The sequence below is a fragment of the Burkholderia sp. BCC1996 genome, assembly GCF_905339955.1.
GTDB lineage: Bacteria > Pseudomonadota > Gammaproteobacteria > Burkholderiales > Burkholderiaceae > Burkholderia.
Genome location: NZ_CAJPHM010000011.1, coordinates 97,425 through 110,657, shown reverse-complemented (window position 1 = coordinate 110,657; position 13,233 = coordinate 97,425). Strand labels below are relative to the sequence as shown.

General features: G+C 68.3%; 12 protein-coding genes. 4 read left to right on the top strand and 8 right to left on the bottom strand.

The window, feature by feature from the left end; translation table 11 throughout:
• Positions 1-7 precede the first annotated feature (7 nt).
• The 3 genes from U4Z64_RS17975 to U4Z64_RS17965 form a co-directional block, all read right to left on the bottom strand.
• The gene (locus U4Z64_RS17975) at positions 8-2,086 is read right to left on the bottom strand and encodes a carbon starvation CstA family protein (RefSeq protein WP_124520108.1); all 2,079 of its coding nucleotides are present in this window, start codon (positions 2,084-2,086) and stop codon (positions 8-10) included.
• A gap of 284 nt (positions 2,087-2,370) precedes the next feature.
• Entirely contained in the window at positions 2,371-2,799 is a 429-nt protein-coding gene (locus U4Z64_RS17970; RefSeq protein WP_044844971.1) for a PRC-barrel domain-containing protein, read from the bottom strand.
• A 395-nt stretch (positions 2,800-3,194) separates the two neighbouring features.
• Complete coding sequence (locus U4Z64_RS17965) at positions 3,195-4,325, bottom strand: 3-deoxy-7-phosphoheptulonate synthase (RefSeq protein WP_014900794.1); 1,131 nt, start codon at positions 4,323-4,325, stop codon at positions 3,195-3,197.
• Between the two features lie 433 nt (positions 4,326-4,758).
• Between U4Z64_RS17965 and U4Z64_RS17960 the strand changes: the two genes are divergently transcribed.
• Complete coding sequence (locus U4Z64_RS17960) at positions 4,759-5,313, top strand: hypothetical protein (RefSeq protein ID WP_321809930.1); 555 nt, start codon at positions 4,759-4,761, stop codon at positions 5,311-5,313.
• A 59-nt stretch (positions 5,314-5,372) separates the two neighbouring features.
• On the opposite strand, the gene U4Z64_RS17955 is transcribed toward U4Z64_RS17960, so the two are convergent.
• Positions 5,373-6,083, bottom strand: a complete 711-nt coding sequence (locus tag U4Z64_RS17955; RefSeq protein WP_257772772.1) for a YceH family protein — start codon at positions 6,081-6,083, stop codon at positions 5,373-5,375.
• 400 nt (positions 6,084-6,483) lie between these two features.
• Here U4Z64_RS17955 and U4Z64_RS17950 point away from each other — a divergent pair, with 400 nt between their 5' ends.
• The gene (locus tag U4Z64_RS17950; protein ID WP_124486033.1) at positions 6,484-7,248 is read left to right on the top strand and encodes an SDR family oxidoreductase; all 765 of its coding nucleotides are present in this window, start codon (positions 6,484-6,486) and stop codon (positions 7,246-7,248) included.
• A 44-nt stretch (positions 7,249-7,292) separates the two neighbouring features.
• The gene (hutC, locus tag U4Z64_RS17945; RefSeq protein ID WP_044844967.1) at positions 7,293-8,030 is read left to right on the top strand and encodes a histidine utilization repressor; all 738 of its coding nucleotides are present in this window, start codon (positions 7,293-7,295) and stop codon (positions 8,028-8,030) included.
• A gap of 171 nt (positions 8,031-8,201) precedes the next feature.
• On the opposite strand, the gene U4Z64_RS17940 is transcribed toward hutC, so the two are convergent.
• Positions 8,202-9,050 (bottom strand): phytanoyl-CoA dioxygenase family protein, encoded by an 849-nt coding sequence (locus U4Z64_RS17940; RefSeq protein ID WP_321809931.1) that lies wholly within the window; start codon positions 9,048-9,050, stop codon positions 8,202-8,204.
• A 55-nt stretch (positions 9,051-9,105) separates the two neighbouring features.
• Complete coding sequence (locus U4Z64_RS17935; protein ID WP_321809932.1) at positions 9,106-9,909, bottom strand: ABC transporter substrate-binding protein; 804 nt, start codon at positions 9,907-9,909, stop codon at positions 9,106-9,108.
• A gap of 602 nt (positions 9,910-10,511) precedes the next feature.
• On the opposite strand from U4Z64_RS17935, the gene U4Z64_RS17930 reads away from it, so the two are divergent.
• Positions 10,512-11,378, top strand: a complete 867-nt coding sequence (locus U4Z64_RS17930; protein ID WP_321809933.1) for a LysR family transcriptional regulator — start codon at positions 10,512-10,514, stop codon at positions 11,376-11,378.
• Positions 11,379-11,439: 61 nt separating this feature from the next.
• Here U4Z64_RS17930 and U4Z64_RS17925 read toward each other — a convergent pair whose 3' ends face one another.
• On the bottom strand, positions 11,440-11,937 hold the full coding sequence (locus tag U4Z64_RS17925; RefSeq protein WP_321809934.1) for a nuclear transport factor 2 family protein: 498 nt from the start codon (positions 11,935-11,937) through the stop codon (positions 11,440-11,442).
• Between the two features lie 65 nt (positions 11,938-12,002).
• Entirely contained in the window at positions 12,003-13,187 is a 1,185-nt protein-coding gene (locus tag U4Z64_RS17920; RefSeq protein WP_321797992.1) for an amidohydrolase family protein, read from the bottom strand.
• Positions 13,188-13,233 lie beyond the last annotated feature (46 nt).

Below are 13,233 nucleotides of genomic sequence, written 5' to 3'. Positions count from 1 at the left end.
CCTCCCTTTAACGTCCGCTGCCGAGCGCCTGCGCGGCCGGCATTGCTTCGTACGGCGTCTCGCGCACGGTCGGCTTCGACTCGCGGCGCGCGCGCAGCACGGCGAGCAGCCCGTACCCCGCGATCGCCACGACGACGAAGATGAACAGGCCGGCCAGCGCCGCATCGATGTAGTCGTTGAAGATGATCCGCTGCATCTGCGCGATCGACTTCGCCGGCGCGAGCACCTTGCCTTCGTCCACCGCGGCCTGCAGCTTCGCCGCGTGCGCGAGGAAGCTGACCTTCGGGTTCGCATCGAAGATCTTCTGCCAGCCGGCCGTCAGCGTGCAGATCAGCAGCCATGCGGTCGGCACGATAGTCACCCACGCGTAGCGCTCGCGCTTCATCTTGAACAGCACGACGGTGCCGAGCACCAGCGCGATCGCGGCGAGCATCTGGTTCGAGATGCCGAACAGCGGCCACAGCGTGTTGATGCCGCCGAGCGGATCGACCACGCCCTGGTACAGGAAGTAGCCCCACGCGGCCACGCACAGCGCGGTGGCGACCAGGTTCGCGGGCAGCGACTCGGTGCGCTTGAGCGCCGGGTGGAACGTGCCGAGCAGGTCCTGCAGCATGAAGCGGCCCGCACGCGTGCCGGCGTCGACCGCCGTCAGGATGAACAGCGCCTCGAACAGGATCGCGAAGTGATACCAGAACGCCATCATCGCTTCGCCGCCGATCACCTGGTGCAGGATGTGCGCCATGCCGACGGCCAGCGTCGGCGCGCCGCCCGCACGCGCGATGATCGTCGTTTCGCCGACGGCCTTCGCGGTCTGCGTCAGCATGTCCGGCGTCAGCACGAAGCCCCATTGCGTGACCGTGTTCGCGACGGCTTCCGGCGTCGAGCCGAGCACGGCGGCCGGCGCGTTCATCGCGAAGTAGATGCCCGGCTCGATCACGCACGCGGCGACCAGCGCCATGATCGCGACGAACGATTCCATCAGCATCGCGCCGTAACCGATGAAGCGCGCGTTGGTTTCGTTGTCGATCAGCTTCGGCGTGGTGCCCGACGAGATCAGCGCGTGGAAGCCCGACACCGCGCCGCACGCGATCGTGATGAACAGGAACGGGAACAGGTTGCCCGACCACACCGGGCCCGTGCCGTCGACGAACTTCGTCAGCGCGGGCATCTTCAGTTCCGGCGCGACGACCAGGATGCCGATCGCGAGGCCGAGGATCGTGCCGATCTTCAGGAACGTCGACAGGTAGTCGCGCGGCGCGAGCAGCAGCCACACCGGCAGCACCGATGCGACGAAACCGTAGCCGATCAGGATCCACGTGAGCTGCGTGCCGCTGAACGTGAACCACGCGGCGAGCGCCGGCGAATCGTGCACGGTCTGACCGAACGCGATCGACGCCATCAGCAGCACGAAGCCGATGATCGACACTTCGCCGATGCGGCCCGGACGGATGTAGCGCGTGTAGACGCCCATGAACAGCGCGATCGGAATCGTCGCGGCGACGGTGAACGTGCCCCACGGCGAATTCGTCAGCGCCTTCACGACGATCAGCGCGAGCACCGCGAGGATGATCACCATGATCAGGAACGCGCCGAACAGCGCGATCACGCCGGGCACCGTGCCGAGCTCCATCTTGACGAGGTCGCCGAGCGAGCGGCCGTCGCGGCGCGTCGAGATGAACAGCACGATGAAGTCCTGCACCGCGCCGGCGAACACGACGCCGGCCAGGATCCACAGCATGCCGGGCGTGTAGCCCATCTGCGCGGCGAGCACGGGGCCGACGAGCGGCCCGGCGCCGGCGATCGCGGCGAAGTGATGGCCGAACAGCACGTACTTGTTGGTCGGCACGTAGTCGAGGCCGTCGTTGTGCCGGACGGCCGGCGTCATCCGCAGCCCGTCGAGCTGCATGACCTTGCTGGCGATGAAACGGCTGTAGAAGCGATATGCGATCAGATATACGCAAACTGCGGCGATCACGATCCACAGCGCGCTGACGCGTTCGCCGTGCGCGAGTGCGATCGTCCCGAACGCGAATGCGCCGAGCAGCGCGACGGCGATCCATAGCAGGGTACTGGAAGCCCGATTCATGGCGTCTCCTGGTCTCCAATGTGGTTTTGAGTGGATCCGGCCAGGCGCCGAACCCGCGTGACGTCGATGCGTCGTGCCGCGTCTCGTGGATGTCGCGGCGATGGGCCGTAGTATTCCGCGCGACGGGGGCAGCTTACAAGCGCACAACTACGTATGCGGGGCTACGTAGAATTACGTAGGCCGAGCGCGGGCGCGCGCCGCGCCCGAGATGGATCGACGCGCGACGTGGCGCGGCCCGGCGCCGGCCGGCCGGGCATCGCAGGTCGCGCGCCGGGCCGCGTGGATCAGTGCTTGTCGTCGGCCTTCTTCGGTTTCGGCGGCGACGGCACTTTCGCGTACTGGAACGCCGGCGTGGCCTTCAACGCGTCCTTCGTCGCGCCCGGCAGGTAGATGTTGCCGTTGCGCACGTCGAGCGACGCGATCGGCACCGCGACGTCATGCGCGGCCACGCCGAGGAAGCCGCCGGCCGATACGATCGCCGCCGACACCGAGCCGTCCGGCGCGACGATCAGGTCGCGCACCGTGCCGACTTTCTGGTTCTGGTCGTTGTATACGGCCTTGCCGAGCACGCTCTTCTTCACGCTCCAGCCTTCGAGCAGCGCCTGCGATTGCTCGACGGTCACGCTGAGCGGCTGCGCGCCGGCGATCTGCGCGTGCGCGCTGACGCTCGATGCGAGGACGGTTGCCGCGATGAGGGTCTTGTAGAACTTCATGTATTGCACTCCGGTTCGGTTGTTGTTGATTCCGGGAGCGAAGCGACGCGGGCGCAACGGCTGATCGGTGAGCGCCCCGCGCTTCGTCGGTCGCGTGGCGGCCAGCCGCGCCGCCACTGCGTGTGTGCATGACGGACCGGCGTGGCCGGACCGCAGCGTGCAACACGGCTTCATGGTAGCGGCATTCGCCGGATCGTGCGTTCGGAGTGCGACGTGACAGGCGGGGCGACACGGATGGAGATCAATGTCCGTGCGGACAGGATGTGCGCGCGGCGGAGAAAAGCGCGCGCCGCGGCATGTCGATCGGGAGAACATCGGAGACGGGCATCCGCTCGTCACCGGCGCACGGACCATGCGGCGGATGCCCCCCGGCCCCGCCGCGCAGTCACACCGCCTTACGCGTTGCGCGAATACACCCTGCGATGCCGCACTGCCTCCGCCAGCACATCGAGCACCGGCTCCGTCTGCGTCCAGCTCAGGCACGCATCGGTGATCGACACGCCGTACTGCAGCGGCACGCCCGGCTTCAGATCCTGGCGCCCGGCCTCGAGATGGCTCTCGACCATCACGCCGACGATCCGGTGCTCGCCCTGCGACAGCTGCCGCGCGAGATCCTGCGCGACCTCGATCTGCCGCTCGTGCGACTTGTTGGAATTCGCATGCGAGCAATCGACCATCACCTGCTCGCGCAACCCGCTCTTGCGCAGCACCGCGCAGCTCGCCTCGACGTGCTCGGCGTCGTAGTTCGGCCCGTTCTTGCCGCCGCGCAGGATCACGTGCGCGTCGTCGTTGCCGCGCGTCTCGAAGATCGCGGCCATGCCCATCTTCGTCATCCCCATGAACGCATGGCTCGCGCGCGCGGCGACGATCGCGTCCGATGCGACCTGCACGCCGCCGTCGGTGCCGTTCTTGAAACCGATCGGGCAGCTCAGCCCCGATGCCAGCTGACGATGGCTCTGGCTCTCGGTCGTGCGCGCGCCGATCGCGCCCCACGCGATCAGGTCCGCGATGTACTGCGGGCTCAGCAGGTCGAGAAATTCGGTCGACGCAGGCAGGCCGAGCGCGTTGATGTCGAGCAGCAGTTGCCGCGCCGCGCGCAGCCCTTCGTTGATGCGGAAGCTGCCGTCGAGGCGCGGATCGTTGATGTAGCCCTTCCAGCCGACCGTCGTGCGCGGCTTCTCGAAGTACACGCGCATCGTGATCAGCAGGTCGTCCTTCAGCGCATCAGCGGCGGCCTTCAGGCGGCGGGCGTACTCGAGCGCCTGGTCGTGATCGTGGATCGAGCACGGGCCGACGACGAGCAGCAGCCGGTCGTCGCGGCCGTGCAGGATGTCGCCGATCGCGCGGCGCGTGTCCTCGACGAGCGTCTGCGTGGCGGCCGGCACCGGCAGTTCGTCCTGCAGCAGCGCCGGCGAGATCAGCGGACGCACGGCGCCGATGCGGACGTCGTCGATACGCGTGGTGTCCTGCGTCGCGTCGGCACTGCCTACCTCGCGATCATGGGAAGGATTGTCGAGGTTCTGCATGGTGATTCTCCGGGGGACGTCTGGAATGAGGTGCAGGCTCGATTATGGCACTCGCGCAAGGCGGCAGCGAGGCGCGCCGGGGGCATGCGATCTGCGTCAAGAGGCCGGGCGGCCGGACGAAAGAACGGCGATCCGCAACGGATCGCCCGGGCATTCGGCGCGTTGCGCCGATGCCGCACGCTGCGGGCGCGCGCCTGCCGACGTTTCCGGGCCTGTCGACAGGGCTTCCTGGAACGGGCGTCATGCAGGCGCCGCCGGTCGCCAGCCGCAACGCGACCCGGGGCGCCGGCCGTTTGGCCGAGTGGTCGCGTGTGGCCGACGTACCGTACGATCATGGCTGTCCGCTGCCGATGGCGCCTCGCCTTCGGCGCAGGCGGCACGACGCACCACCTGTCTGTGATTGATCGTTCGCAACATGACCCGACACGCCACGATGACCGTATCCGAACTGCTCAGCGCCATCCGCCAGCCCTACGTCGACCTGCTCGCACAAGCGGCAGCGCAACCGGCGGCCGTCGTCGAACCGGCCTACCGGAAAGCCGACGGCACGCTGGCCACCGAAGGCCCGCTCGCACTGCCGTGCCGCGCCGACATCGTCCACACCGAAGGCGAATCGGCCGGCCAGCCGGCGATGGTCGACTCGACCGCGCAACTGGACTTCGAGCCGTTCGCGTTCGAACTCGAAACGGCGGCCGTGACGATCCGGCCGTTCGTGTGGGACTGGGCGACGATCGAAGCCGACGGCATCGGCGAGGCCGCGGCCACCGACGCGTTCAGGACATGGTTCTTCGCATGGTTCGACGCCGACGACGCAGGCGAGCCGGCCGAGGACGGCCTGCACGGCATCGTTCACTATCTGTCGGAACCGGCGGGCACGGAGCAAGGATGGCGCGTCAATGCGGACCTGGGCTCGGCGCCGGGCGCGGCCGTCGAGGATCTGCTGTTCCGGCTCGTCGACGCAGGTGCCACGCGAATCAGCATCGGCTGAATCGCTTCTCCATCCACGACTCCCATGCGCGCCGGTGTCGAGTTGGCTCGGTCGGGCAATCAGCCGGCGTCGCCCGGGGTATCGACGTCGATCCCGAGTTCGGTCGCCATCCGCTGCACGAGTGCGTTCAGCCGCGCCACTTCATCCGCAAGCCGCTTCTGCTCGGCCTTGAGCGCCTCGAACTCCGACGGCGGAACGGAATCCGCGCCGCCGCCCGCGTCCGCACCGGCGTAGTCGGCGACGTTCACCTCGCCGCACATCAGGTGCATCCAGCGGTTCTCGCGCGCACCGGGCGCGCGCGGCAGCCGGACGACGAGCGGCTGCGCACGCGTCGCGAGTTCGTCGAGGAACGCCTCGACCGACGAGATGTCCGCGAAGCCGTGCAGGCGTGCGCTGTTCAGGCGCAGTTCGGCGGCCGTCTGCGGGCCGCGCAGCAGCAGGATCGTCAGCAGCGCGATCGCCTGGCTCGGAATCCCGAGCACGCGGTTCACGTTGTGCTCGAAACGCGGCACGCGGCTGCTGCTGCCCTCCATCACGAGGCTCAGGTGCTTGAGCCCGTCGAGCGCGGTCGTGACTTCGTCCTCGCTGACGTTCATCACCGGCGAGCGCGCGGTTTTCTGGTTGCAGCCCGCGGTCAGCGCATTCAGCGACAACGGATAGGTGTCCGGCACCGTGTGCTGCTTCTCGACGAGCACCCCGAGAATGCGGGCCTCGAGGGGCGTGAGTTCGCGCAGGGCGCGGGGCGTGGGCATGTCCGGCGTGGTGTTCATGGATGGCGTCGCAGCGTGCAGCGGGTGAAGGGAAACGGTCGCGGCCCGTCCGGCGTCGCGAACGGGCGAGCCATATGATAGCTCGCGACGTGAGGCCCGGCGCCACTCGCCGCCACGGCGCGCGCACTTGCCGCGGCCGGTTTTCGTCCAACGGTTCGGCCGTGCGGTGGCGCACGACGACGCCTGCATTCGGCCGCACGAACGCAGGCTCCACGCTCGCGCGCGGCATCGTCCCGCGTTTGCGCGCCGCGCAGGCCGGCGCTACGATACGCGTTCACCCGGACACGCGGCGCGGCGCTCGGCCGGATCCGTCCGCCAGGTCGATACCGTGCATCGCCCGTCCCGCACGCCTGCGCGCCGCGCCTGTCGACACGCTTCAACCGTTCACTCGTTCACCGCCATGATCGCCTCGTCTCTCGCGCCGCACGTGCGCGCCATCGTCACCGGACACACGCGCGGCCTCGGCGCGTCGCTTGCCGAACAATTGCTGCAGGAAGGCATCGCCGTGCTCGGCGTGTCGCGCAGCCGTCATCCGTCGCTCGCCGCGCAGGCCGGCGACCGTTTCGCCGAAATCGAACTCGACCTGTCGGACACGTCGGCCGTCGCGACCTGGCTCGCCGGCGACACGCTGCGCCGCTTCGTCGATGGCGCGTCGATCGTGCTGCTCTTCAACAACGCGGGCATCGTCGATCCGATCGGGCCGCTCGACGCGCAGGATCCGGCGCTCGTCGCGCGCGCGGTCGGCCTGAACGTCGCGGCGCCGCTGATGCTGTCGGCCGCGCTCGTGCAGGCGGCAGCGGCGCCGACCGAATGCCGGATCCTGCACGTGTCGAGCGGCGCCGCGCGCAACGCGTACGCGGGCTGGAGCGTCTACTGCGCGACCAAGGCCGCGCTCGATCATCACGCGCGCGCCGTCGCGCTCGATGCGAACCGCGCGCTGCGGATCTGCAGCGTCGCGCCGGGCGTCGTCGATACGGGCATGCAGGCGACGATCCGCTCGACCAGCGAAGCGAACTTCCCGATGCGCGAGAAATTCGACGAACTGAAGTCGAGCGGCGCGCTGTCGACACCCGAGGCCGCCGCGCGGCAACTGATCGGCTATGCGCTGAGCGATGCGTTCGGATCCGTGCCGACGGCCGACGTTCGCGAACTGCCCGCGTCCTGATCCGGGATAGAATTTCGCGATTGCCCTTCCCCGAGGATCCCCCGATGGTCACGAAGACCACCGCACCGTTCCAGCAGATCAAGACGCTCGTTCGCCAGAACGTCGATGCGGGCGACTGGCGCCCGGGGGACCGCATTCCGTCCGAGCTCGATCTCGCCGCGCAGTTCGGCGTCGCGCGCATGACGGTCAACCGCGCGCTGCGCGAGCTGACCGAGGAAGGCGTGCTGAAGCGCATCGCCGGCGTCGGAACCTTCGTCGCCGAGGTGAAGCCGCAGTCGAACCTGCTGATGATCGCGCACATCCGCGACGAGATCCGCGCGCGCGGCCACGAGTACCGCTGCCGCGTGCTCAGCCAGTCGCGCGAGCCCGCGTCGTTCGACGTCGCGGCCGCGTTCGGGCTGGCGGTCAACACGCCGGTCTTTCACGTGGTGTGCGTGCACGAGGAAAACGGCCGCCCGATCCAGCTCGAGGATCGCTACGTGAACCCGGCCGCCGCGCCCGAATTCATCGATCAGGATTTCCAGGCCGAGCCGCCGTCCGAATACCTGTTCAACAACGTGTCGCACTACGAACTGGAGATCGAGCACGTGGTCGACGCTTCGCTGCCGTCCGGTGAACAGGCGCGGCTGCTCGACATGCGCGCCGACGAGCCGTGCCTCACGCTCACGCGCCGCACCTGGACGAACGGGCTACCCGTCACGTTCGTGCACTTCCTGCATCCGGGCAACCGCTACCGGCTCGGCTCGCGCTTCAAGCCGGGCGCCGGACGTCACCAGACCTGAACCTTCTTCAGCGCGGGTAAGAGACCATGCGCGGCGCGCCGCTTCGCGAAGAAACGGTCACCGCGCGCAAGACGTCGCTGAATGTCGCTTGACGTGGCTTGACGTGGCTTGACGTGGCTTGACGTGGCTTGACGTCGCTCGATGTCGCGTGACGTCGTCGATCCGCGCCGCTCAGATCGCCCCGACCTGTCCCGCGCCGCGCGACCACACGACCGGAAACAGCGCATGCTCGAGCGGCGCGCCGTCGGGCAGTTCGTCGGCCAGTCCCGGGAAATCGGGCGACGTCTTCCAGCGGCGCGGCGCGTGACAGATATCGTCGCCGACGAAGCGGATCGAGAACGCGCGCCGGCGGTTCTGCGTCCCGCCCGACGCATGCAGCGTCAGCATCCGGAAGCACACCATGTCGCCCGGCTCGAGCGCCCAGTGACGGATCGGGAACGCCGCGCGGTCGGCTTCGATGTCGGGCAGGTCGGCGAGGCTGCCTTCCGGGAACCACTTCGCCTCCTTGTCCATGAACGTGCGCGGCATCAGCCACGGCCCCTGGTGCGAACCCGCGACGAATTCCAGCGTCGATTCGAGCGGCACCGGATCGACCGGAATCCACATGCTGACGTTGTCGTCGCCTTCGATGTTGTAGTACGGCTGGTCCTGGTGCCACGGCGTGCGCTGCCGCGTGCCGGGCTCCTTCACGAGCAGGTGGTCGTGATGCAGCCGCACCGTCTGCGTGCCCATCAGCGCCGCGGCCACCGACGGCGCGGGCGACCGCACGATGAAGTCGCGATACGCGTCGTTGTGCTGCCAGTTGCAGAAGTCCTCGAAGAACCAGCCCGGATCGTCGGGCCGGCTCGCGACCTTCGCGCGCGCGCTCGGCTGCGCGAGGTTCGCGTCGATGCCGGCACGCAGCGCGGCCACTTCGTCGGGCGAGAAGATGCCCTTGATGCATACGGCGCCTTCGTCGCGGAAGGCGGCGATCAGTTCGGGCGTCACGGCTTTCGCGACGCGTTCCTGGATACTCGTCATGGGTTGCCTGTCGATTGATTGAGCCACGGGGTCATGGAATGGCAGGGTCACGGGTTCACGGCGCGGAAGTCAGCTGCTGCTTCGCGCCGTAGATGTCGAAGTCGAAGTATTTCGCGGCGATCTTCTGGTACGTGCCATTCGCGCGGATCGCGACGATCGCGTCGTTCAGCCGCTTCTTCATGTCGGCGTCGCCCTTGCGCACGCCCATCGCGACGCCGTAGCCGGTGATGCGCACGTCGGTCACGTCGGGGCCCGCGAACGCGTAGCCCTTGCCGCGCGGCGTCTTCAGGAACGAATAGCCGGCCTGCGTCTTGTCCTGGAAGGTCGCGTCGAGACGGCCGTTCACCAGATCCTGATACACCTGGTCCTGGTTCTGGTACGACACGATCGTCACGCCCTTGGTCGCCCATTCGGCCTTCGCGTAGGCCTCCTGCGTCGTGCCCTGGTCGATCCCGACGCGCTTGCCGGCAAGCGACGCCGCGGTCGGCAGCAGCTTCGAGCCGGCCGGTGCGACGAGCGCGCCCGGCGACGCATACAGCTTGTTCGAGAAGTCAATCTGCTTGAGCCGCTCGTCGGTGGCCGTCATCGCGGACATGATCACGTCGAACTTGCGCGCGCGCAGCGCCGGAATCATCCCGTCGAAACCCTGCTCGACCCACACGCATTTCGCGCGCAGCTGCTCGCAGATCGCATTGCGCAGGTCGATGTCGAAGCCGGCGAGCGAGCCGTCGGGCTGCTTCGCCTCGAACGGCGGATAGGTGGGATCGATGCCCCAGCGGATCGTCGCCGTGTCCTGCGCGAACGAGACGAGCGGCGCGAACGCCAGCGCGGAAGCGAGAAGCCTTGCAGTGCGGCTCATGGTGTGTCCTTTTGGTCTCGACGTGGCGTGGGAAGGCGCCGGGCGTCCGTTGGGGAGCGTCGTGCCGGCTGGCCCGGCGCGGTACGCGAAAGACAGGGACTTCGATGAATCTGCGATGCAGTCTAGACCGCTTGATTTTCAAGCGCAAGCGGAAGGAATGGAGGTGCGGCCGACCAGGAGAATTGGACGAAGAGATCGCCAAAAAAGAGCGATGTAACGCGACATATGCAACAATTTACGGTAATTTTTCTGATGCTCAGGCGTTTACCCGATAATGCGCACAGTCGGCCGAGAGTAGGTTCGATTCGATATCCACAAGCCGTGGCGGTCCAAATTTCACGGTGAATCAGACCGCCACCCATCGCTGGCTGCCGAAAAGCGGCCTTCCGATCTATACCACCTCGACGCTACCGCGCTCCCGCCGCCATCAGGCCGCGCAGCGCCGCCGAGCGTGCCGACGATCGCCATCCGTTTGAAAAGCAGGTCCGCCCGCACGGCCGCGCCGGGTCCGGCGAAACCGCGATTGCCCGCGGTCTCGGGCCATGTTAAAAGTCGTCGCACACATTTGAAAATGAAATGCTCGAATCCGCAAAAGTGCAGAAATGAATAGACCTTTGTTCGACCTCGACCTGTTGCGCGCGCTCGTGATGGTCGCCGACTGCGGCAGCTTCACGACCGCGTCCGCGCGCCTGCATTCGACGCAGTCGACGGTCAGCCAGAAGGTGCGGCGGCTGGAGGAGATCGCCGGGCATCGCCTGCTCGACCGCGGCACGCGCGACGTGCGGCCGACCGACGCCGGCGTGACGGTGCTCAGCTACGCGCGGCGCATGATCGCGCTGAACGACGAGATGCTGGAAGCGCTGTCGGGCGCGACCGTCGCGCTGACGATCCGGCTCGGCGTGCCCGACGATTTCGCGGCGGGCCGCACGACCCATGCGCTCGCCGCGTTCAAGCGCGATCATCCGCAGGTGAAGCTCGAGGTGACGTGCGGGCTGAGCCGCGACATCTGCGCGGCCTACGATCGCGGCGAGCTCGATCTCGTGCTGATCAAGCAGCGGCGCGACAGCCGCGAGGCGGTGGTGCGCTGGCCGGAGAAACTGCGCTGGATCGACAGCGCGCAGCATCCGACGATCGACCTCGATCCGGTGCCGATCGTCGTGTTCCCGCCGCGCGGGCTTTATCGCGACGACATGATCAAGGCGATCGAGGAACGCGGCCGCCGCTGGCGGATCAGCTTCACGACGTCGAGCCTGAGCGGGATCCAGGCAGCCGTCGCGGACGGGCTCGGCATCAGCGTGCTGCCCGCGCGCGTGGTGACCGACGAGCACGTCGTGCTGACCGACGCGCACGGCGGCTTCGCGCCGATCGAGCACATGGACATCGCGATCCTGCATCGGCCGACCGCCGATCCGATGGTCAGCGAACTGACGAAGGCGCTCGCAACGATGCTGGAGCACGAGCAGGAATGAGCGCAGCGATGCGGGCGGGCATCGACCGGGCGGCGGCGCATGTCGAGAAAACCGACGCCCGTCAGAACATCGTGTTCCCGTTCGCCGCCTGCTCCGGCACCGGCTGGTTCACGTCCCAGTGTTCGACGATCTTGCCGTGTTCGAGCCGGAAGATGTCCACGATCGCGCTGCCGCGCGTGCCGGGTTCGCGCACCGCGTGCACGTGCAGGATCACGTAGTCGCCGTCGACGAACGAGCGCTTGATCTCGCTGTGCGACTGCGGATACTTGTCGCGCAGGAACGCGACGAACTTGCGGAAACCGTCGCGGCCGTCGGCCGCGTTCGGGTTGTGCTGCACGTACCGGTCGCCGACGTACGCGAGGGCGGCATCCGCATCCTTCTCGTTCAGGCCTTTCTCGTAGAACGCGAGCACCGTGCGGCGATTCGCTTCCTGCTGCGCGCTGTCCGCACCGCCCGCACCATCCTGGCCGGCCGCCATTGCGTGCGCGGCCGCCGCTGCGAACGTCGCCGCGGCGATCCATCCTGCGGCCCGTGCGGCCATCGTGCGTGTGCGTCGCATCGTCGTCTCCCGGAAGATCAGGCTGAAGGAAGCCCGATCATAACCGGCACGATGCGGCGCCCGGTTCAGACCAGCGCGCCGTCGCGCGCGACGATCTTCCCCGACGACACGACGAGTCGCCGCGTCGGCCGCGCGACGACGGCCTCGGCGAACGTCAGCGCATCGACCAGCACGACGTCCGCGCGCTTGCCTGCTTCCAGACCATAGTCGGCGAAGCCGCAACCGCGTGCCGCACCGTGCGTCACGCAGTCGAGCGCGACTTCGAGCGCGTCGTCGCGGCGGAAATCGTTGCGCATGCCGATCAGCATCGCGCGTTCGAGCATGTCGGGCGAGCCGTACGGCGTCCACGTGTCGCGCACGCCGTCGTTGCCGCCGATCACGGTCACGCCGGCCGCGCGGCACGCAACGACCGACGGCACCGGCACCGCGGCCGGCGCGGTCGTGACGATCGCGACGCCGAGTTCCGCCATCCGCGCGAGCAGCGCGTCGCGCTCGCGCTCGGCGATGTCGCCGAGGCAGAAGCCGTGGCTGATCGTGACCTTGCCCTGCATGCCGAGCGCAGCCGTGCGCTGCAGGATCAGATCGAGCGAATACGCGCCCATCGATCCGCGCTCGTGCAGATGCAGGTCGAGGCCGCGGCCATGACGCTCTGCGATTCCGAACAGCACGTCGACCGCTTCGACCGGATCGCCTTCGATCGCGCACGGGTCGAGGCCGCCGAGCAGGTCGGCGCCCGCGCCGAGCGCGTCGGACAGCAGCGCGGCCGTGCCGGGCCGCTTGAGCACGCCCGACTGCGGAAACGCGACGATCTGGATCTCCACCTGGCCGCGCAGTGTCTCGCGCGTCGCGAGCACGCCGTGCAGATGGCGCAGCCCGGCTTCGGTGTCGACGTCGACGTGCGTGCGGATGCGCGTCGTGCCGGCCGCGAGGAACGCGCGCGACAGCGCGAGCGACGCGGCGCCCGCGTCATGGCCGCTCGTCGCGCGGTAGTGACGCTCATTCTCGATGCGGTCGACGAGGCGCGGCCCCACCGCGTTGCGATACCACGGCATCCCCCAGTGGGTCTTGTCGAGGTGCGTGTGGCCTTCGACGAGGCCGGGCAGCGCGAGCGCGCCCGCGCCGTCCTCGATCGCGCAGCCGGCGGGCGCGTCGAGCGACGGGCCGACGCGCGCGATGCGCTCGCCGTCGATCAGGATGTCGAGCGCTTCGTCTGCGTGCGTGCGGACGTTGCGGATCAGCAGGTTCGTCATGTCGGTTCCGGTGTGGTCGGTCAGTCGGTCAATCGGTCAGTCAGTA